Annotated in this window: 20 protein-coding genes; 8 read left to right on the forward strand and 12 right to left on the reverse strand. The window is 67.8% G+C overall.

From position 1 onward, the window contains the following. Positions 1-81 precede the first annotated feature (81 nt). From rlmB to ALI44B_RS06070, 4 genes are all read right to left on the reverse strand, one after another. The gene (gene rlmB, locus ALI44B_RS06055; RefSeq protein WP_077053729.1) at positions 82-1,089 is read right to left on the reverse strand and encodes a 23S rRNA (guanosine(2251)-2'-O)-methyltransferase RlmB; all 1,008 of its coding nucleotides are present in this window, start codon (positions 1,087-1,089) and stop codon (positions 82-84) included. After that, entirely contained in the window at positions 1,082-2,497 is a 1,416-nt protein-coding gene (cysS, locus tag ALI44B_RS06060) for a cysteine--tRNA ligase (RefSeq protein ID WP_077053730.1), read from the reverse strand. Before cysS ends, rlmB begins: the two co-directional genes overlap by 8 nt. 4 nt (positions 2,498-2,501) lie before the next feature. After that, the gene (ispD, locus tag ALI44B_RS06065; protein ID WP_083709592.1) at positions 2,502-3,839 is read right to left on the reverse strand and encodes a 2-C-methyl-D-erythritol 4-phosphate cytidylyltransferase; all 1,338 of its coding nucleotides are present in this window, start codon (positions 3,837-3,839) and stop codon (positions 2,502-2,504) included. Positions 3,840-3,906: 67 nt separating this feature from the next. Beyond that, entirely contained in the window at positions 3,907-4,389 is a 483-nt protein-coding gene (locus ALI44B_RS06070; protein ID WP_077053731.1) for a CarD family transcriptional regulator, read from the reverse strand. Positions 4,390-4,554: 165 nt separating this feature from the next. Between ALI44B_RS06070 and ALI44B_RS06075 the strand changes: the two genes are divergently transcribed. Beyond that, positions 4,555-5,058: a hypothetical protein gene (locus tag ALI44B_RS06075; RefSeq protein WP_077053732.1), complete on the forward strand. Its 504-nt coding sequence runs from the start codon at positions 4,555-4,557 to the stop codon at positions 5,056-5,058. A 117-nt stretch (positions 5,059-5,175) separates the two neighbouring features. Here the strand turns inward: ALI44B_RS06075 and ALI44B_RS06080 are convergent, their stop codons facing one another. Both ALI44B_RS06080 and ALI44B_RS06085 read right to left on the reverse strand, forming a co-directional pair. Beyond that, the gene (locus ALI44B_RS06080) at positions 5,176-5,856 is read right to left on the reverse strand and encodes a response regulator (protein WP_077053733.1); all 681 of its coding nucleotides are present in this window, start codon (positions 5,854-5,856) and stop codon (positions 5,176-5,178) included. Next, on the reverse strand, positions 5,853-7,025 hold the full coding sequence (locus tag ALI44B_RS06085) for a sensor histidine kinase (protein WP_077053734.1): 1,173 nt from the start codon (positions 7,023-7,025) through the stop codon (positions 5,853-5,855). Before ALI44B_RS06085 ends, ALI44B_RS06080 begins: the two co-directional genes overlap by 4 nt. A gap of 164 nt (positions 7,026-7,189) precedes the next feature. On the opposite strand from ALI44B_RS06085, the gene phoU reads away from it, so the two are divergent. Further along, positions 7,190-7,846, forward strand: coding sequence for a phosphate signaling complex protein PhoU (gene phoU / locus ALI44B_RS06090; protein ID WP_077053735.1), 657 nt, complete (start codon positions 7,190-7,192; stop codon positions 7,844-7,846). 157 nt (positions 7,847-8,003) lie between these two features. Here the strand turns inward: phoU and ALI44B_RS06095 are convergent, their stop codons facing one another. Together ALI44B_RS06095 and ALI44B_RS06100 are read right to left on the reverse strand one after the other, a co-directional pair. Then, on the reverse strand, positions 8,004-8,756 hold the full coding sequence (locus ALI44B_RS06095; RefSeq protein WP_077053736.1) for a phosphoglyceromutase: 753 nt from the start codon (positions 8,754-8,756) through the stop codon (positions 8,004-8,006). A 9-nt stretch (positions 8,757-8,765) separates the two neighbouring features. Continuing rightward, complete coding sequence (locus ALI44B_RS06100; protein WP_077053737.1) at positions 8,766-9,584, reverse strand: LysR family substrate-binding domain-containing protein; 819 nt, start codon at positions 9,582-9,584, stop codon at positions 8,766-8,768. Positions 9,585-9,656: 72 nt separating this feature from the next. Between ALI44B_RS06100 and ALI44B_RS06105 the strand changes: the two genes are divergently transcribed. Both ALI44B_RS06105 and ALI44B_RS06110 read left to right on the forward strand, forming a co-directional pair. Beyond that, a complete protein-coding gene (locus tag ALI44B_RS06105) occupies positions 9,657-10,052 on the forward strand; it encodes a DUF5997 family protein (protein ID WP_234990964.1) in 396 nt (131 codons plus the stop codon). Positions 10,053-10,080: 28 nt separating this feature from the next. Beyond that, positions 10,081-10,893: an SAM-dependent methyltransferase gene (locus ALI44B_RS06110; protein ID WP_077053739.1), complete on the forward strand. Its 813-nt coding sequence runs from the start codon at positions 10,081-10,083 to the stop codon at positions 10,891-10,893. A gap of 124 nt (positions 10,894-11,017) precedes the next feature. Here the strand turns inward: ALI44B_RS06110 and ALI44B_RS06115 are convergent, their stop codons facing one another. From ALI44B_RS06115 to ALI44B_RS06130, 4 genes are all read right to left on the reverse strand, one after another. After that, the gene (locus ALI44B_RS06115; protein WP_238592096.1) at positions 11,018-12,073 is read right to left on the reverse strand and encodes an FUSC family protein; all 1,056 of its coding nucleotides are present in this window, start codon (positions 12,071-12,073) and stop codon (positions 11,018-11,020) included. Between the two features lie 64 nt (positions 12,074-12,137). After that, positions 12,138-13,385, reverse strand: coding sequence for a CAF17-like 4Fe-4S cluster assembly/insertion protein YgfZ (ygfZ, locus tag ALI44B_RS06120; RefSeq protein WP_083709594.1), 1,248 nt, complete (start codon positions 13,383-13,385; stop codon positions 12,138-12,140). Positions 13,386-13,390: 5 nt separating this feature from the next. Further along, positions 13,391-13,987 (reverse strand): nitrobindin family protein, encoded by a 597-nt coding sequence (locus ALI44B_RS06125; RefSeq protein WP_077053741.1) that lies wholly within the window; start codon positions 13,985-13,987, stop codon positions 13,391-13,393. A 250-nt stretch (positions 13,988-14,237) separates the two neighbouring features. Continuing rightward, positions 14,238-14,519: a hypothetical protein gene (locus tag ALI44B_RS06130; RefSeq protein ID WP_077053742.1), complete on the reverse strand. Its 282-nt coding sequence runs from the start codon at positions 14,517-14,519 to the stop codon at positions 14,238-14,240. Positions 14,520-14,670: 151 nt separating this feature from the next. Between ALI44B_RS06130 and ALI44B_RS06135 the strand changes: the two genes are divergently transcribed. Genes ALI44B_RS06135 through ALI44B_RS06150 form a run of 4 tightly spaced genes read left to right on the forward strand, consistent with a single transcriptional unit; the run spans position 14,671 to position 19,415 of the window. After that, complete coding sequence (locus ALI44B_RS06135; RefSeq protein WP_077054025.1) at positions 14,671-15,360, forward strand: winged helix-turn-helix transcriptional regulator; 690 nt, start codon at positions 14,671-14,673, stop codon at positions 15,358-15,360. Continuing rightward, positions 15,332-16,255, forward strand: a complete 924-nt coding sequence (gene mshD / locus ALI44B_RS06140) for a mycothiol synthase (RefSeq protein WP_077053743.1) — start codon at positions 15,332-15,334, stop codon at positions 16,253-16,255. Before ALI44B_RS06135 ends, mshD begins: the two co-directional genes overlap by 29 nt. 56 nt (positions 16,256-16,311) lie before the next feature. Further along, on the forward strand, positions 16,312-18,483 hold the full coding sequence (locus tag ALI44B_RS06145; protein WP_077053744.1) for an RNA degradosome polyphosphate kinase: 2,172 nt from the start codon (positions 16,312-16,314) through the stop codon (positions 18,481-18,483). Then, a complete protein-coding gene (locus ALI44B_RS06150; RefSeq protein WP_077053745.1) occupies positions 18,480-19,415 on the forward strand; it encodes an NUDIX hydrolase in 936 nt (311 codons plus the stop codon). The genes ALI44B_RS06145 and ALI44B_RS06150 overlap by 4 nt, the downstream gene beginning before the upstream one ends. Positions 19,416-19,477 lie beyond the last annotated feature (62 nt).

Consider the following 19,477-nt stretch of genomic DNA (forward strand, 5'->3'; position numbering starts at 1 on the left):
GAGCGGGCCGGTCGACCGGTCGCGAAAAAGGCCGGCACGGGATGTCAGACATCCGTGCCGGCCTTTCGCTGCCTCTGAGCGCTAGCGGGTCTTCGCCGCGGCGCGCAGCTTCGAGATCTCGTAGAGCGTGACGCTCGCGGCGATGCCGGCGTTGAGCGACTCGGTGTCGGCGCCGATCGGGATCGACACGACGGCGTCGCAGTTTTCGGTCACGAGACGCGAGAGCCCCTTGCCTTCGCTGCCCACCACGACGAGCAGCGGGCGGTCGGCGAGAGCCAGGCCGGGCAGCGACACGTCGCCGTCTCCGTCGAGGCCGATCACAAAGACACCCTGCTGCTTGAACGCCTTGATGGTGGCGGTCAGGTTGCCGGCCATGGCGACGGGCAGGCGAGCGGCGGCACCGGCCGACGTCTTCCACGCCGAGGCGGTCAGGCCGACCGAACGACGCTGCGGCAGGATGATGCCGTGTCCGCCGAAGGCCGCGGTCGAGCGGATGATCGCACCCAAGTTGCGCGGGTCGGTGATGCCGTCGAGCGCCACGAACAGCGGCGTCTGCGCGCGGCTGATGGTCTTCTCGAGCAACTCCATGGGGTGCGCGTATTCGTACGGCGGAACCTTGAGCGCGAGGCCCTGGTGCACCGAGTCGAAGCCGCCGAGGCGGTCGAGCTCGGGCTTCATGACCTCGAGAATGGGGATGCCGCGGCCCGTGGCCATGGCCAGGACCTCCTTCACGCGGTCATCGAATTCGATGCGCGTGGCGACATAGAGCGTGGTCGCCGGAATCTTGGCGCGCAACGCCTCGAGCACCGAGTTGCGGCCCGTCACGATCTCGCTGTCGTCGGCCTGCTTCTGCTTGCGCGGCTTCTGGCCGGTGGCGGTCGTCGGGCGTCCGCCGCCCTTCTTGGCCTGGGCCTCCTGCAGTCGCTGCTGGGCGATCTTGCGCTTGCCGGCGACGTGGTAGGTGCGGTCCTCGGCCTTGGGGGTCGGGCCGCGGCCTTCGAGCGCCTGCCGACCGTTGCCGCCGGTGCCCTTGACGGCACCCTTCTTCATCTTGCGGACCGCGCCGGGGCGGCCTTGTTTGCTAGCCATCGATACTCCAATGTGCACCCGTCGGGGTGTCTTCTACGGTGATTCCCGCCGCGGCGAGGTCATCTCGGATTCGGTCGGCGGCGGCGAAATCGCGCCCCGCTCGTGCGTGTTCGCGGGCATCGACCAGGCGGGTGACGAGGGCGGCCAGCACATCGTGCGAGTCGTTCTCACCGCCCTGTTCCCATTCGGGGGCGAGGGGGTTGATGCCCAGGACGTTACTCATGGCCCAGACGTGGCCGCGCGCTTCGGCAGCCACACGCAGGTCGTCGTCGTCGATCGCGGCGTTGCCCGATCGAATGGTGTCGTGCAGAACGGCGAGCGCCTGGGGAACGCCGAGGTCGTCATCCATGGCTTCGCGGAACTCGTCGGGGATGCTCTCGGCACCCGTTCCCGCGAACCGCGTGCCGGCGAGCCGGCGGTCTGCACGGCGCAGGAAGCTCTCGATGCGCTCGAGCGCGGCCTCGGCCTCGGTGAGCGCGTTGTCGTGGTAGTCGATCGTCGATCGGTAATGCGCCTGCCCGAGGTAGTAGCGCACGACGATGGGCCGCGCCTGCGACAACAGGTCGGCCGCATAGACCGAGTTGCCGAGCGATTTGGACATCTTCTGCCCGTTCACGTTGACGAGGCCGTTGTGCACCCAGTAGTTGGCGAAACCGTGGCCGGCCGCGGTCGACTGCGCGAGTTCGTTCTCGTGGTGCGGGAAGCGCAGGTCGAGCCCTCCGCCGTGGATGTCGAAGTTCTCGCCCAGGTAACGGCTGGCCATCGCGGAGCATTCGATATGCCATCCGGGTCGCCCGTCGCCCCACGGGGACGGCCAGGATGCGCTCTCGGGCTCTGAGTCTTTGTGACCCTTCCAGAGTGCGAAGTCGCGGGGGTCGCGTTTGCCGCGCGGGTCGGCGTCGGCGGCCTGTTCCATGTTGTCGATGCTCTGGCGCGTGAGGTCACCGTAGGAGGGCCAGCTGCGCACGTCGAAGTAGACGTCGGCCGAGTCATCCGTGGCGGGGTAGGCGTGGCCGTTGTCGATAAGGCGCTGAATGATGGCGTGCATCTGCTGGATGCTGGCGGTGGCGCGCGGCTCATAGGTGGGAGCGAGCACACCCAACGCGCGGTAGCCAGCGGCGAACTCGAGCTCCATGCGGTAGGCGAGCGCCCACCACGGCTCGTGCTCGGTGGCGTTCTGCAAAACCTTGTCGTCGATGTCGGTGACATTGCGCACGAGCGTGACGTCGTAGCCCGAGAAGTTCAGCCAGCGACGCAGCTGGTCGTAGACGAGCGCCGAACGCAGGTGCCCGATGTGGGGCGAGGACTGCACCGTCGGCCCGCACACGTAGAGCCCCACCTTGCCGTCGACGATCGGCGTGAAGTCTCGAAGCGCCTGAGCCTTCGTGTCATAGAGTCGCATTCCCACTCCCTCAGACTACTGGTCGGGCGGCAGAGGCGGCCCGGATGTCGGCGAGTAATGCCGTGGCGATGGCGGCGATGCCTTCGCCCCGGCCGGTGAAACCGAGGCCGTCGGTGGTCGTGGCGGACAGCGACACCGGCGCCCCCACGAGCGCGGTCAGCAGTTCTTCGGCTTCGGCGCGGCGCGGCGAGAACCGGGGGCGGTTGCCGACGATCTGCGCCGTGACGCTCTCGATGCGGTAGCCGGCTTCACGCACGCGCTCGACGGCGGCCTCGAGGAACACGCTGCCGTGGGCGCCGTCGAATCGCGGATCGTCGGTGCCGAACATGCCCCCGATATCACCGAGGCCCGCCGCGCTGAGCACGGCGTCGACGATGGCGTGGGCCACCGCGTCGCCGTCGCTGTGGCCCGAGAGCCCGGGTTCGCCCGGCCAGTTCAGGCCCGCGAGCCAGAGCGGCTGGTCGTCGTCGAATGCGTGCACGTCGATACCGAGGCCCGAGCGGAGGGCGGGGGCGGTGCCGGCGGAGGCTAGCGCGGCAGCGGCGACTCGCTCGGCGAGCAGGCGTTCGGCGCGCTGCAGATCCCACGGCGTCGTGATCTTGAAGGCCAGCGGGTCGCCCGCCACGACGATCGAAGAGAATCCGTGCGCGGCGCACAGGGCGGCGTCGTCGGTGTGGTCGTCTCCCCCGGCGGCATAAGCGGCGAGGATCTGGGCGCGCGGGAAGCCCTGCGGCGTCTGCACGGCCCTCAGCGCCGATCGGTCGACCGTGCCCGTGATGGTGCCGTCGGCGTCGACGCTCTTGATGGTGTCGGCCACGGCCAGGCCGGGCACGACTCCCCCACCGGTCTGCTCGACGAGCATCGCCACTCGCTCGAGATGATCGGATGTCGCGAGCGCCCGCGCGGCATCGTGCACCAACACGGTCTGCACCGAATCGAGCAGCAGCCCGAGTCCCGCGCGCACGGACTCCTGCCGCGTGGCTCCGCCCGAGACGACGCTGACGTAATCGCGCGCGGCTCCGGCGGCGCGGAACGCGATCTCTTCGGCCTCGGGCACGAGCGCGGCGGGTGCGACGACGATCACCTGGGCCGCTTCGTGCATGCCGAACACGCCGTCGAGGCAGTGCTCGAGGATGCTGCGGCCCGCCAGTGTGACGAACGCCTTGGGCCGTTCGGCCCCGAGTCGCTGACCGCTGCCGGCTGCGACGATGACGATCGCGCGCCCGGGAGTCGGAGCGCCGGACGCATCCGGCCCGCTCGTTTCGAGACGAGAATCTGGCACGGCATTCGATCCGGGTTCGGCGACCGTCGGTTCGGGCTCGGGCGTTCGCTCGGGTGCGGGATTCATGGGCCGATTCTAGGGGTGTGCACGACGAATGCCCGCCCCGTCTCCGGAGCGGGCATTCGTTCGAGGGTTAGGACGCGAGGACCTCGTCGAGAACGGTGGAAGCCGCCTCTTCGCTGGACTTCTCGGCGAGCGCGAGCTCGGAGATGAGAATCTGTCGCGCCTTTGCGAGCATGCGCTTCTCACCGGCCGAGAGGCCGCGGTCCTGGTCGCGACGCCACAGGTCGCGGACGACCTCGGAAACCTTGATGACATCGCCGGAGGCGAGCTTCTCGAGGTTGGCCTTGTAGCGGCGGCTCCAGTTGGTGGGCTCTTCAGTGAAGGGCGCACGCAGAACCTCGAACACCTTGTCGAGGCCCTCTTTGCCGATCACGTCGCGAACGCCGACGAGGTCGACATTCTCGGCCGGAACCTCAATAACGAGGTCACCCTGGGTGACGCGAAGCTTCAGATAAAGCTTTTCTTCCCCCTTGATGACCCTGGTCTTCACTTCGGAAATCGTTGCGGCCCCGTGGTGGGGGTAAACGACGGTTTCGCCAACCTCAAAAAGCATGGATATGTATCCCTTCAGCAACATCTAGGATACCACAGGGCTGCATACACTAAGGTTCGCCTAACCGCCGACTTCGACACGTCGCCACTAGGCTAAACTCGTGAATTGTTCCGCATTCGTGCGCCCCGCGCGCGACTGCCATCCGAGGCTCCGTGGAGGGTTTTTGTGAAGTCGCGTCTCGTCGCATCCGCTGTTCTGGCGGCCACCGTCGTCCTGGGCACGGCGGGTTGCAACCTCGTCGCTCCGCAGGCCACGACGCAGATCCAAGAGGTCACCGACGGCGTCAGCGGAACGGTCGGCGATCTGCGCATCCGCAACGCCTTCGTCGTCTCCGATGACGGCAAAGTCGGCAACCTCATCGTCTCGGTCGTCAACCCCAGCAACGGCCCTCACGCCCTCGACATCCAGTTCGGCAAGGGTGCCGGTCGCGTGTCTGGCACGGTGACGGTCGACGGCAATTCGAGCCCCACCTTCGGCGACGAGCAGACGATCACCCTGACGGGTCTCGACGTGGCCCCCGGCGGCCTCGTGCCCATCTTCTTCCAGTACGGCACCGAGACGGGTGTCGAGTTGCTGGTTCCGGTGCTCGACTCCGAGCTGCCCGAATACGAGGACTACGCGCCCTCCAGCAGCATCGATAACGACCGCCGCGCGGTCGTCATCTCCTAACTCCACAGGTCATCTCCTAGCTAACAGTCAAGACACGCAAGAAGCCCCCGCTCAGTGAGTGGGGGCTTCTTCGTTGGCCGAGCGCTTCGAATGCTTCTGCCGGCGCCGGGACGAGGGCTACGCCTCGAAGCGGTAACCGAGCCCGCGCACGGTCACGAGCATGCGCGGCTCGGACGGGTTCTCCTCGATGCGCGAGCGGATGCGCTTGATGTGCACGTCGAGCGTCTTGGTGTCGCCGAAGTAGTCGCTGCCCCACACGCGGTCAATGAGCTGGCCGCGCGTCAACACGCGCCCGGCGTTACGCAGCAGCAGTTCGAGCAGCTCGAACTCCTTGAGCGGCATGCCGATCTCCGAGCCACGCACGGCAACCGTGTGGCGGTCGACATCCATGCGCACTCCCCCGGCCTCGAGGATGGCGTCATCCTCTTCGGGGTCGCTCTGGCGGCGGCGCAGCACGGCACGGATGCGGGCCAACAACTCGCGGCTGGAATAGGGCTTCGTGACGTAATCATCCGCCCCGAGTTCGAGGCCCACGACGATATCGACCTCGGAGTCCTTGGCCGTCAGCATGATGATGGGGGCCGTCGAGACGTTGCGGATCTGGCGGCACACCTCGGTGCCCGGAATGCCCGGCAGCATGAGGTCGAGCAGCACGAGGTCGGCCTCTTCGGCCAGGAAGGCTTGCACGGCGCTCGGCCCGTCCTCGGCGATCTGCACCTCGTAGCCCTCGCGTTCCAGCAGGTAGGCCAGCGGTTCGCTGAGGGCGGCTTCGTCCTCGACGAGGAGGATGCGGGTCATCGCGTTTCCTTTCGGATGTCGCCAGAGAGTTCCGGCACAGGTGTCACCTTCGACGCTTCGGGTAAACGGATGGTGAACGTGGAGCCGTGATCGACCTGCGACCACACGCGCACATCGCCTCCATGGTTCTGCACGGTGTGTTTGACGATGGCGAGGCCGAGACCCGTTCCGCCCGTGTGACGGGAGCGCGCCTCGTCCACGCGGAAGAAGCGTTCGAAGACCCGCTCGCGGTCCTCTTCGGGAATGCCGACGCCCTGGTCGGTGACCGAGACCTCGACGGCGTCATCCGCGTGACGCAGCCCCACGCCCACGCGCGAACCGGCGGGCGAGTAGTGGATGGCGTTGGAGATGAGGTTGTGTACCGCCACGACCAGCAACGCCTCGTCGCCATAGACGTAGGCGTCCTTGGCGCTCTTGGCCACGAGCGTGACACCCGTCGCGTCGGCGGCCACGCGGTTGCGGTCGACGGCGGCGGCCACGACACGCTCGAGGTCGACGAGCGTGGGTTGGTGCAGGGCATCGGCCGACTGCAGGCGCGACAGGTCGATGATCTCGGCGGTGATCTTCGAGAGACGCTGGGCCTCGGCGCTTAACCGAGCTGCGAACTTGCGCACTTGAACGGGGTCGTCGGATGCGGGCTCCAAAGCCTCGGCTAGCAAGCTCACGGCTCCGATGGGCGTCTTCAGTTCGTGAGAGATGTTCGCGATGAAGTCGCGGCGCACCTCGTCGAGGCGCACGGCCTCGGTGTGATCCTCGGCGAGGAGCACGATGTAGCGGGTGCCGAGACGCGCACCCCGCACCTGCAGGTTGCGCACGGCATCCCCGAACCGGCCCTTGCTGACATCGACGTCGGCGACGGCGGGGGCACCCGTTTCGCGCACGCGCGTAGCCAACTCGTCGAACTCGGGATGCGCGAGCCGCCCGTCCCACACCAACCCGAGCGCTAGGGCACCCGGCGACGCCTTCACGACATTGCCGGACGGATCGATCACGATGCCCGCGCTCTCAAGCACGTCGAGCACCTGGCTCACGCCATCCGGAACCGTGGGGGCCACGACGTCGGCCACCTGCCGCCCACGCTGCGCCGCATAGTGAAACAGGTACATCAACCCGGCTCCGATGGCGAGGCCGAGCGCCAGCGAGACGAGCACCAACCAGTGGGACTCCATAGGACTAGATTAGAGGCACGCCATCCGGCCGGGGATTCCCGAGGAGCCTGGGGGCGGTCCCGACCAGGGCATTTGGGGCGCCGTTCAGACAGGCGGCACCAAACGTTAACCTTGGACCGGCACGCTGATGACAAAACGGTGTCATCGCAGAAAAAGGAGTTGCCATGCGCGAAGTCTTCCAACTGGAACTGGAAGAGGTGCAGGACCGGCTCGTCGCGATCTCAGAACTGGTCAGCATCTCGATCGATAACGCCACGCAGGCGTTCAACAACTCGAACGTCGCTCTCGCCGAGCGCGTCATCGAAGATGATCACCGCATCGACGAGCTGGCCATCGCCCTCGACGAGCTGGCGATCAACATCTTGGCGCGGCAGCAGCCCGTGGCCCGCGACCTGCGCATCGTCGTGAGCGCCCTGCGCATCAGCGCCTCGCTCGAGCGCATGGGCGACATGGCCGAGCACATCGCGCAGCTCGCGCGCTACCGCTTCCCCGAGAAGGCCGTGCCCAAGGGCCTGCGTTCCACGTTCGCCGAGATGGGCCGCCTCGATGTCGAGATCGCCCGCAAGCTGACCGACCTGCTGCGCACGGAAGACGTGAAGCTGGCCGAAGAGATTCGCAACGAAGACGACAAGGTCGACGAGCTGCACGTCAGCGTCTTCGACAAGGTCCTCGGCGAGACCTGGAAGGGTGAGCCCGTCGCAACGGTCGACGCCACCCTCGCCTCGCGCTACCACGAGCGTTTCGCCGACCACGCCGTGTCGATCGCCAAGAAGGTTCAGTACCTGGCGACCGGTGACTGGCAGCAGCCGCTCGAGGCGTAACCCGCTTCGCCTCGGACGCTTTGCCGCGGGCACTCCGCTTTGGGCGTCGCACGTCCGTCGCCGCGCCTCGAGCGTCGTGCCTGACGCCCCCGCTCAACACGAAGGCCCCCCGGATTTCTCCGAGGGGCCTTCGTCGTTCGGGCTGTGCGCCCGCGGGTTACTTCTTGTTGCCCTGCGCGGCCACGGCGGCAGCGCCGGCGGCGGCGGCCTCGGGGTCGAGGTAGGCGGCCGGCTCGATGGGACGGAAGTCGGCGTCGAGCTTGTAGACGAGCGGGATGCCCGTGGGGATGTTGAGCTCGGCGATGTCCTCGTCGGAGATGCCGTCGAGGTGCTTCACGAGCGCGCGCAGCGAGTTGCCGTGCGCCGTGACCAGGACCGTCTTGCCGGCGGCCAGGTCGCCCGTGATGTCGGAGTGCCAATAGGGCAGCATGCGGTCGATGACGTCTTTCAGGCACTCGGTGGCGGGGATGTCGCCGTCGATGCCCACGTAGCGGGGGTCGTTCGCCTGCGAGTACTGGTCGTCGGCGTCGATGGGGGGCGGCGGCACGTCGAACGAGCGGCGCCAGGTCTGGAACTGCTCGGGGCCGTACTCGGCGAGCGTCTGCGCCTTGTCTTTGCCCTGCAGCGCGCCGTAGTGGCGCTCGTTGAGGCGCCACGTGCGCTTCACCGGGATCCACAGGCGGTCGGCCGTGTCGAGGGCCAGGTCGGCGGTCTGGATGGCGCGGCTCAGCACCGAGGTATAGAGGATGTCGGGGGTGAGACCCGATTCCTTCAGCAGCTCGCCTGCGCGCTTGGCTTCGGCGACGCCCTGTTCGCTCAGGCGCACGTCGACCCAACCGGTGAACAGGTTCTTCTGGTTCCAGTCACTGTTTCCGTGACGGAGGAGGATGAGAGTGTAAGGCTCGGACATGCCTCCACTCTAGCGGCGGCGGCCCTTTCCGCGGCCCCGGGCGGCCGAGCCTTTGTGGGGCCGATTTCCGCCGAGCGGCGCGTTCTTCTTCGAGGCGGCGCGCTTGCGATTGTTCTCGGCGGCCTTCTTCTCGGCGGCCTTGCGGTCGGACTCCTTCTTGCCCGCGGCCTTGCGGGCACTGGCCTCGCGGTCGGCATCCGACATCCCGTCGCGCGAGCTGTGCGCGGTGCGGCCCCGCACGATCCCCACGAACGTCTGGATCTCGTCGCTCGCTCGTGAACGCGGCCACGCCAGGGCGATGGTGGTGGATGCTGCGCCATCAAGTGGCACGGCGGCAACGTCCTTGCGGGCATACAGCCGGGCGACCGATTGGGGCAGGATGGCGTACCCGCTGCCGGCCGCGACGACCTCCACCACATCCGCATATTCGGAGCCGGGCTCGCGTTCCGGCATGTCCTCGGGGTAATCGAGATTGCCGACAAGCGTGTCGTCCGCCAGGTCGTCGAGGCTCAGGCGATCGGCCTCGGCGAAGGCGTGCTCCTTGGGAAGGACCGCGAACGGGAGCTCCTCGTAGAGCGAGATGAGGTGGAACGCATCGGGGTCGTCGATGGGCAGACGCAGCAGCACGACATCCGCACCGCCGTCTTGCCCCACGATCTCGGTCTGCTGCGCCTCGTCGACGCGCACCAACTCGAGGGGCACGTTCGTGTGCCGCTCGTTCCAGACCCTGACCCACTTGGTGGGGGTCACACCCGGCACATAGGCCACCCGAAAACGGATGTCTGCGCCAGCGGCTGGTGTCTCGCTGCCTTCGGCCTGCGGCTGCATGTTTCGCCCTCCTGATGAGTGCTCCACTTTACCCAGGTTGGGGCGATGCCCCCGGCAGAGTAGCCTGGACCGGTGAGTAGCGACAAAGAACAGACCATGAAACCGTCGACGGCGGCCAAGAAGCTCGGCATCTATCTGCCGGCCGCGCCCGAAGACTTCCGTGAGGGTCTGGTCACGCGCGCCCAGCTGAACGACCTGATCGAGAACCCGCCCGAGTGGCTGGTGCAGCTGCGCCTCACGGGGCCGCACCCGCGCGACATCGTCGCCCGCAAGCTCGGCATCTCGATCTCGGGCCTCGCGCGCTCGGGCACCGACGACGTGCTCACCACCGAAGACATCCAGGAGATGCTGCAGTCGCCGCCCGAGTGGCTCGTGCGCGAGCGCCAGGTGCAGGCCGATGTGCGCGCCGAGAACAAGCGTGTCAAAGACCGCGACGCCGAGCGCGCCGCCCGCCACGCCGCCGAATAGTCGGCTCTAGCTTCACACGGTGAGCGTCATGCCCATCGGCACCATTACCCGAGGAACGACGAACACCAATCGGCTTCGTCGTGTCGACCGGTATCTGCAGGTCGCTCCCGCGTTGCTCGATGCCACGGACCCGCTCGTCGTCGACCTCGGCTACGGGCACAGTGCCAGCACGAGCCTCGAGTTGCAGCATCGCCTGCGCCGGGTGCGCCCCGACGTCGAGGTGCTGGGACTCGAGATCGACCCCGCACGTGTGGTGCTCGCGACCCGTCAGCTCGAGGCCGTGCAGCGGGGCGAGAGCCACTTTCGGCCAGACGCGGCCGTGTCTTTTGCGCGGGGTGGCTTCGAGGTTCCGACACCGGCCGGGCGCCGGCCCGCGGTCATCCGGGCGTTCAATGTGCTGCGGCAATACGACGAGAGCCAGGTGGCGGATGCCTGGGCCCTCATGACGTCTCGCCTGCAACCCGGCGGGCTGCTCGTCGAGGGCACGTGCGACGAGATCGGCCGTATCTCGAGCTGGGTGGATGTCGACACCGACGGGCCCCGCGCGTTCACGATCTCGCTGCGGCTGCGCGGACTCGAGCGGCCGTCCGTCGTGGCCGAGCGGTTGCCGAAGGCGCTCATCCACCGCAATGTCGAGGGCGAGCGCGTGCACGATCTACTCGTCGACCTCGACCGCTTCTGGCAGTACAACGCGGCGCTCGATGTGCACAGCCCCGTGCAGCGCTGGGTGACCACCGTCACCGGGCTCCGGGATGCCGGATGGCCCGTGCTCGGCCGTGCCAGGCGCTGGCGGCTCGGCGAGGTCACGGTTCCGTGGGTCGCAGTTGCCCCGCGCGACTGACTCCCGAGGCAGGGATACGGCAGACCGTTTCGCGTTCGGAGACATCCGCCGCCCCGGGCATCGGGCGCGCGGGATGCCTGCGCTACCGCCGCTGGCCCTGAAGCGAATCAGATTCTACGCTCACCTAGAGGGGCGGCAGTAACTCGCGCGCCTCGGCGACGGGCACGCCCGAAGCCGCGAGCAGGTCGACGACGAGCGGGCGCAGCAGCAGGACCATGTTCTGCTCGGTGACGGGAGCCCCGGGCATAGCCTCGGACGGGTCGAGATGCCGGGCGAGCTGCCGGAAGGTCTGCTGCGCGACCGGCAGCTGCGAGATATCGTCGATGGACTGCCCGAGCACGGCCACGCCGACGAGCACGCGCGAGAGCAGGTCGGCGAGGGCAGGTCGGGGTTCGCCGTCGACGATCAGGTAGTCGATGCGCCGCGTGACGACACGCAGGTTGCGGGTGGCGAGGTCCATGCCGGACTGCAGCGTGCGCTGGCTTTCGAGTTGCCCGAGGTAGCGCCGCAGGAACGGCGAGATGCGCGCAATGGCGATGGCCGATTCGAGCGAACCGCGCCAATCGTCGACGACGGGCTGCGTGGCCCGGGCCCTGGCGAGCGCTCGGTCGGCTTCGCCCTGATCGGCCAGGTGCAGCACCGACACGAGACTCGTGAGCACTCCGCCGAACTCGTGGAACAGCCGTCGCGCGTCGCGTCGCGCCACCCGTCGCGGGTCACGCGGGATGAGTGCCGTGGCGAGCAGGGCGACGGCGCCGCCGATGAGGCCGTCGACCGTGCGGATGAAGGGGCCACCGGGTGGTGCCGCGATCAGCATGACGAGCACGGCCTGCACGCCCGCGGCGATGGCGAAAGCCGCCGAGCCCGACAGGAACCGCGCCACCATGAGGCTGAGGAACAGAGCGACGCCCAGCTGCCAGAGGCCCTGCCCGAAGCCCAGGAGGAGGAGTTCGGCGAGCGCGATGCCGACCGACATACCGACGGCCGTTTCGAGCACGCGGATGGGGCGGGCATCCCGCACGAAGCCGAGGCTCGACACCGTGACCGTGACGGCGAGAAGCGGAACAGGATGGCCCAGCCCGTAGTGGGCGATGGCGTAGGCCGCGACGGCCGCGACCGTGATCTGCAGCCCGGCGGGAAGCGAGGAGACGAGGCGCTGCCACGCCAGATCGAGACGCACGTGACGATTCACATACCGTGCCCAGCGCCCGGGCGCCGGCGGCTGCCCGCTCATCGACGACCGTTCAGCGCTTGACGGCGCCGAGTCGCGGCAGCCGGGGAATGTCGGCGACGGCACCGGCATCGGAGGGGACGATCACTTCTTGGGCCGCCGCGATGCTCGTGTCGTCGGCGAAGACGACGAGGGGGGCATCCGGTTTGACACCGCGTTTGATGACGGCGAGCGCGACGGGCCCGAGCTCGTAGTGCATGGTCGACGAGGTGACGGCGCCCACGTCGAGCCACTCGCCCTGGCGCTCGGCGCGCACGATCGAACCGGGCGCGGGGAGCACGGACTCGGAACCGTCGAGGTGAAGAAGGACGAGGCGACGCGGCGGGTGCCCGAGGTTGTGCACCTTGGCGACCGTCTCTTGCCCGCGATAGCACCCCTTGCTGAGGTGCACGGCGGAACGCAGCCAGTCGAGCTCGTGCGGGATGCTGCGCTCGTCGACCTCGCTCGCAAAGCGCGGGCGCCAGGCGGCAATACGGAGCGCCTCGGCGGCGAGGCTGCCCGCGGCGGGGAACTGCGTCACGATCTCGGGGAGCGCGGCGCGCGGAACGAGAACCTCGGCCCAGGGAAGATGCTCGCCCGGGTGGTCGCCGTGCGCGTACTGGTGGCCGCCGTGCGTCACGCCCGTCCACGGGTCGCGCCACACGAGAGGGACGCCGTTGGGGTCGGCGATGGGCAGGCTGGATGCGGCGCCGCTGCCCGCGAGGAAGCGGTCGCCGACGACGCCGATCGTCGCGAACTCGGCCGTGCGGTCTTCGGGTTCGACGCGCAGCATGAAGCGCATGCGCGTGAGCCACGAGAGCACCGGCTCGGCCTCGGATGCTTCGACGAGCAGCCAGACCGTCACGCCGTCGTCGATCAGCTTGGCCGCGTGCTCGACGCGCCCGTTCTGGTCGAGGAACAGCGTCTCGGTGGACTGGCCGGGGGCGAGCCGCGTCAGCTCTTGGCTCGTGATCGAGTTGAGCCACGACAGGCGGTCGGGGCCCGTGACCGAGAGCACGCCGCGCGACGAGAGGTCGACGATGGCGTTGCCGGCCTCGAGCGTGCGCTGCTCGATGGTCGGGTTGCCGTAGTGCGAGGGCACGCCCTGGTCGGCCGCGCCCTCGAGGAGGACGGCCGCGTCGAGCGCGAAGAACGGAGAGCTGCGGTCGGGCGCGGGGGCCTGCAACTCGGCGGCCTCGGACACCGCCTCGGAGCCGTCGGTGACGGAGCGAGAAGCGTGATCGGCGGGCTGGGGCTCCAGGGGCGAAGAATCGTCAGACATCGGGTCTAGTCGACTTTGCCGAGTCGACCGGACGCGTGCGTGCGCAGGTCTTGTCCGAGCGCGGCGATATCCCAGGCCCAGAGCAGGTGGTTGTCGACGAGACCGTAGAGACGGGTCGCCGCGGCGTACTCCTTGGCACCGGCCGTTCGCATCACGGCATCCGTCGACAGATCGACGCGCGGGCCCTTGACCTGGCCCAGGTAGAGCTCGGAGACACCGCCGGGGTGCACCACGGAAACCTGCAGATCGAAGCCGCCGTCGTCGTTGCGCAGCGATTCGACGGACTCGGCGTCGGCGAAGGGGCGCGGACCGGTGCCCGGCAGCATGGCCGGCCCCGGATCGCCCTCGCCCAGCGCGCGGTTGAGGCGCCAGTAACCCGATTCGGCCACGAGGGGCGTGCGCTCGTCGTCGAGCAACCAGGTGTAGGAGTTGTAGTTGAGGTAGGGAAGGCCGTCGTGGCTGAAGCTCACGCGCTGACCGAACTCTCGGCTCACCGACTCGTCACCGATCTTGTAGTCGATGACGCCGGTGCCCTCCCAGACTCCGATCAACCACGACAGAGGAACGAGCTCGGCCGGAAGGTCGGTGGGGATTTCGATCATGTGCGGAGGGCTCCGATCAGCGCTGGCCGCGGAAGAGGTTGTAGAGCACCACGACCGAAACCCAGCCGATGGCGAGGCTGGCGAGACCGAGGAGACCCACGTAGAAGAGTTCGAGTGCGAGCATGCGACAAGTCTAGCCGAGCCATCCGACACCGCCAGATGGGGCGCGGGAAAACCGACCGCGTTCAGCCGAGCGATCTATCGACCGGATGAGCTGGCCGGACGACCCAAACGAACCAGACGAGGCCGGCTAGATGTAGACGAGCGTGAAGATGCCCGCTGCGATCGACAGGATGATGAGGGCCCCGGCCACGCTGGCCGACACCCGCGCGATGAAACCGGTCTTCTCGGTCGTGCCCAACTGGATGCCGAACGTGAGCAAGGCGCATGCTGCGAGTGCCAGCGCCAACCAGGAGAACCGCAGGGCCGGGTCGACGAGGACTCCGACCGCGATCGCGAGAACGACGGCAGCAACCCACACGCTGGCGATGCCGCGCCAGGCGCGTTTCGGGGTGAGGGTGACGTCGCTCATGCATCCATCTTGCCGGAGTCGCGAGCTGGTTGCAGCCGAAAACGGTCTGCCGAGCGATCACGCTGGAGGCAAAAAGCCCTGAGCCGCCCTCGGATCGGTGCGCCCCGCGCGTGTCGCTAAGATACATACAGCTATCACTGGAGGAACCCGCGTGGCGCAACTGTTGATCCTGACCTCTCAGGTCAACCACGACGTATTGCCGTCGTTGGGGCTTCTGAGTCACCGAGTGCGCCAAATACCCGCCGAACCGGCACAGCTGGTCAACGCGCCCAACGCCGACATCATCATGGTCGATGCGCGGCGCGACCTGGCCGGCGCCAAATCGTTGTGCAAGATCCTGACCACAACGGGCATCGGCGTTCCCCTCCTCCTCATCCTCACCGAGGGCGGGCTCACGGCCGTCAGCGCCGACTGGGGTGCGGATGACGTCATCCTCGACTCCGCCGGCCCCGCCGAGGTCGATGCGCGCATCCGTCTGGCGATTGGGCGTCAGGCCCAGGAGCACACCGCCACCAAGATCCAGACGTCGGGTGTCGTCATCGACGAGGCCAGCTACTCGGCCAAAGTGCAGGGCAAACCGCTCGATCTGACGTTCAAGGAGTTCGAGCTGCTGCGCTTCTTCGCCACGCACCCGTCTCGTGTGTTCACGCGCGAGCAGCTGCTCAGCGAGGTGTGGGGCTACGACTACTTCGGCGGCACGCGCACGGTGGACGTGCACGTGCGGCGCCTGCGCGCCAAGCTCGGCGATCTCGAGCAACTGATCGGCACCGTGCGCAACGTCGGATACCGCTTCAACGTGTACGAGGAAGACGATGCGCCGACTGACGCTGCGCGTTCATAACCTGTCCGATGCCGATGTGGCCGATGTGTTCTGGCGCATCGTGCGCCGCGCCGAGGCCGTCGACGGGCAGCCGCCCTTCAACGATCAGGCTCTGGTCGACGTTCGGGCGGGCAGCCGCACGCTGATCGCGCTCGTCGAACCGAGCGACGACGAGCCCGGCGACACCATCATCGGCGCGGCCATCCTCGGGCAGGGCGAGCTCGACCTGGTGCTCGACCCCGAGTGGCGGGGCGTCGGTTTCGGCGGTGCCGCCCTGACCGGTTTGTTGGGAAGCGCGTCGCCTCATCTGACCGCGTGGTCGCATGGCGATCATCCGGCTGCCCGCGCCCTGGCGGAATCACACGGGTTCGATCGTGTGCGCACCTTGCTGCAGCTGCGCATGCCGTTGAGCGACGGGGATGCTGCCGCCCCTGTTTCTGGAGCGGGAACCGGCGGCGTGACCATCCGCTCGTTCGATGCCGACACGGATGCCGAAGCGTGGGTGGCCCTCAACGCACGCATCTTCGCCCACCATCCCGAGCAGGGAAAGATGACCGTCGCCGACCTCGCCGCTCGCCAGGACGAGGAGTGGTTCGACGCCGGCGACTTCCTGCTGGCCGTCGACGAGCAGGGAGATCTGATCGGCTACAACTGGCTCAAGGTAGAGGATGACCTGGGCGAGATCTATGTGCTGGGCGTCTCGCCCGACGCTGCAGGCCGTGGCCTCGGCCGCACGCTGACGAACGCCGGACTGGCGCGGTTGCGCGAGCGCGGAGTCTCGACCGCGGCGCTCTACGTCGAGGCCGACAACGAGCCCGCCGTGCGCCTCTACCGCTCGGTCGGTTTCGCCGACCACACGATCGACGTCCAGTACCGTCGCAAAAGTTCTGCACAGGCGAGTTCTGCACAGGTTTAATCCTCCGTTCACCGGCACCGTCGCGAGCCGGGTGCGCGCGGTGCAATGATGTTCAGATGGCAGCAATAGACGTAGTGAACGACGCGGGTCTCGGCGACGACGACGACTTCGACGAAGCAATCGAGACCGACGATCCGGCGCTGCCCGAGGGCCGCTACCTCGACCGCGAGATCAGCTGGCTCGCGTTCAACCAGCGCGTGCTCGAGCTGGCCGAGGACGAGACGATCCCCGTGCTCGAGCGCACCAACTTCCTGGCCATCTTCGCCACCAACCTCGACGAGTTCTTCATGGTGCGCGTGGCCGGGCTCAAGCGCCGCATTCTCACTGGCCTGGCCGTTGCCAGCAACGTCGGGCGCGCGCCATCCGACATCCTGGGTGACATCTCGGGCACCGCGCACGACCTGCAGAATCGGCACGCCGCCGCGTGGGAGAACCTGGTGCGCCCCGCCCTGGCCGACGCCGGCATCACGATCGTCGACTGGTCGAGCCTCGACGAGAGCGACCGCGGCCGCCTCACCGAGTACTTCCAGCAGCAGGTGTTCCCCGTGCTCATGCCGCTCGCAGTCGACCCGGCGCACCCGTTCCCCTACATCTCGGGCCTGTCGCTCAACCTGTCGGTGCGCGTGCGCAACTCGCGCTCGGGCCGCCAAGAGTTCGCGCGACTCAAGGTGCCGCAGATGCTGCCGCGCTTCGTGCCCGTCGAGCTGGTGGCCGGTTCCGGTGCCATCCGATTCATCGCCCTCGAAGACCTGATCGCCAACCACCTGGGCGACCTCTTCCCGGGCATGGAGGTGCTCGAGCACCACGTGTTCCGCGTCACCCGCAACGAAGACGTCGAGATCGAAGAAGACGAGAGCGAAAACCTCATCCAGGCGCTCGAGAAAGAGCTGCTGCGCCGCCGCTTCGGCCCGCCCATCCGCCTCGAGATCACCGAAGACATGGATGACGTCACGCTCGGCCTGCTCGTCCGCGAACTCGACATCACCGAACAAGAGGTCTACCGCCTGCCGGCCCCTCTCGACCTCGGCGGCCTCTTCTCGTTCTCCGACCTCGACCGTCCGAAGCTGCGCTACCCCAAGCGGCTGCCCACCACGGCCCTGCAGCTGCAACCCTCCGAGCCCAATGGCAAGGCCGACATCTTCCAGGCCGTGTCCGAGCGCGACGTGCTGGTGCACCACCCCTACGAGTCCTTCGCGACGAGCGTGCAAGCGTTCCTCGAGCAGGCGGCGGCCGACCCCAACGTGCTCGCCATCAAGCAGACGCTCTATCGCACCTCGGGCGACTCCCCCATCGTCGAGGCCCTCATCGATGCGGCCGAAGCCGGCAAACAGGTTCTGGCCCTCGTCGAGATCAAGGCCCGCTTCGACGAGCAGGCCAACATCTCGTGGGCGCGCAAGCTCGAGAAGGCCGGCGTGCACGTGGTCTACGGTCTCGTCGGCCTGAAGACGCACTGCAAGCTCGCGCTCGTCATCCGCCAGGAGAACGGTCGCCTGCGGCACTACAGCCACATCGGAACGGGCAACTACAACCCCAAGACCAGCCGCATCTATGAAGACCTGGGTCTCTTCACCGCCGACGACCAGGTGGGCAAAGACCTGACGCGCCTGTTCAACGAGCTCAGCGGTTATGCCATCGAGAAGAAGTTCAAGCGCCTCCTCGTCGCGCCGCTCCACCTGCGCAAGGGTCTGCTCAAGCGCATCGAGCAGGAGCGTCACAACGCCGAGGCCGGCAAGCCCAGCGGCATCCGTATCAAGATGAACTCGATCGTCGACGAGGCCATCATCGACGGCCTCTACCGCGCCAGCCAGGCCGGCGTTCCGATCGACATCTGGGTGCGCGGCATCTGCAGCCTCAAGCCCGGCCAGCAGGGGCTGAGCGAGACCATCCGCGTGCGGTCGATCCTCGGTCGCTACCTCGAGCACTCGCGCATCTTCTCGTTCCACAACGACGGAGACCCGCAGGTGTTCATCGGCAGCGCGGACATGATGCACCGCAACCTCGACCGCCGCGTCGAGGCCCTCGTGCGTCTGACCGACCCCGGCCACCTCAGCGAAATCGAGCAGCTCTTCGATATGGCCCTCGACGACAAGACATCGTCGTGGCATCTCGAATCCGAGGGAACATGGACGCGACACAGCGTCGATGAGGCGGGCGAACCGCTCACCGACCTGCAGGATTGGCTCATGTTGAAGACCAGCCGCAAACGCCGCACGCGGGTTCGACGGTGACGGGCGCCGTCTACGCCGCCGGTGCCGTGTGCTGGCGATACGTCGACGGCAAACCGATGGTTCTCCTGATCCACCGCACCGCCTACGCCGACGTGACCCTACCCAAGGGCAAGGTCGACCCCGGCGAGTCCCTGCCCGAGACCGCCGTGCGCGAGATCGAGGAAGAGACGGGCCTGGCCGTGCACCTCGGCGTGCCGCTCGGCATCACGCGCTACCCGCTGCGGAGCGGCCGCGAGAAGGTCGTGCATTACTGGGCCGCGCAGGTGTCGGACGACGCCATCCGCCGGTCCACGTTCGCACCCAACCACGAGGTCGCGGCGCTCGAATGGGTCACCCTCAAGAAGGCCAAGAGCTACCTCACCTACGAACACGACCGCGAGATCGTGCGCACCTTCGAAAGCCTGCTCGACGATGGCGTCTCCGAGACCTTCGCGCTCATCGCGCTGCGCCACGGCAAAGCCGAACCGCTCGCGGCGGGCGACGGGTCGGACGAAGACCGACGCCTCACGCCGCGCGGCATCAAACAGGCCGCATCCATCGTCGGGCCCCTTCGGGCCTTCGGTGTGCGGCGAATCGTCACGAGCACGGCCGTTCGTTGCGCCACCACGGTCGCGCCACTCGCCGCGGCGACGGGTATCGCCCCGAAACGCACCGAGTTGATCAGTCAGCGCGCGCACGAAGAGGGCACGAGCGATGTGCGCCACGTCGTCGGAAAACGCGTGCGCAGCGGCAAGACGGCCGTCCTGTGCAGCCACGGACCCGTTCTGCCCGAAATCATCCGCGAGATCGCGCTGGCCACGGGAAGCATCCCCGGCTCCTATCTGAGCGAGGCGGCCGCTCTCGAGACCGCCGCCTTCTCCGTTGTGCACCTGAGCGCCACCAACCCGGCGTCGGGCATCGTGACCATCGAAACGCACGTTCCCCGCGTCTGAGCGCACGGACGTCCTTCGCGACACGAAACGCGAGATGCCCGGAAACACGCGGAATCTGGCGT

Source organism: Leifsonia sp. ALI-44-B, from assembly GCF_001984125.1.
Lineage (GTDB): Bacteria > Actinomycetota > Actinomycetes > Actinomycetales > Microbacteriaceae > Okibacterium.

Coding starts and splice junctions, on each gene's coding strand:
- rlmB (WP_077053729.1), bottom strand. CDS start 1,089: ATGGCTAGCAAACAAGGCCGCCCCGGCGCGGTCCGCAAGATGAAGAAG.
- ispD (WP_083709592.1), bottom strand. CDS start 3,839: ATGAATCCCGCACCCGAGCGAACGCCCGAGCCCGAACCGACGGTCGCC.
- ALI44B_RS06070 (WP_077053731.1), bottom strand. CDS start 4,389: ATGCTTTTTGAGGTTGGCGAAACCGTCGTTTACCCCCACCACGGGGCC.
- ALI44B_RS06080 (WP_077053733.1), bottom strand. CDS start 5,856: ATGACCCGCATCCTCCTCGTCGAGGACGAAGCCGCCCTCAGCGAACCG.
- ALI44B_RS06085 (WP_077053734.1), bottom strand. CDS start 7,025: ATGGAGTCCCACTGGTTGGTGCTCGTCTCGCTGGCGCTCGGCCTCGCC.
- phoU (WP_077053735.1), top strand. CDS start 7,190: ATGCGCGAAGTCTTCCAACTGGAACTGGAAGAGGTGCAGGACCGGCTC.
- ALI44B_RS06095 (WP_077053736.1), bottom strand. CDS start 8,756: ATGTCCGAGCCTTACACTCTCATCCTCCTCCGTCACGGAAACAGTGAC.
- ALI44B_RS06100 (WP_077053737.1), bottom strand. CDS start 9,584: ATGCAGCCGCAGGCCGAAGGCAGCGAGACACCAGCCGCTGGCGCAGAC.
- ALI44B_RS06110 (WP_077053739.1), top strand. CDS start 10,081: ATGCCCATCGGCACCATTACCCGAGGAACGACGAACACCAATCGGCTT.
- ygfZ (WP_083709594.1), bottom strand. CDS start 13,385: ATGTCTGACGATTCTTCGCCCCTGGAGCCCCAGCCCGCCGATCACGCT.
- ALI44B_RS06125 (WP_077053741.1), bottom strand. CDS start 13,987: ATGATCGAAATCCCCACCGACCTTCCGGCCGAGCTCGTTCCTCTGTCG.
- ALI44B_RS06130 (WP_077053742.1), bottom strand. CDS start 14,519: ATGAGCGACGTCACCCTCACCCCGAAACGCGCCTGGCGCGGCATCGCC.
- mshD (WP_077053743.1), top strand. CDS start 15,332: ATGCGCCGACTGACGCTGCGCGTTCATAACCTGTCCGATGCCGATGTG.
- ALI44B_RS06145 (WP_077053744.1), top strand. CDS start 16,312: ATGGCAGCAATAGACGTAGTGAACGACGCGGGTCTCGGCGACGACGAC.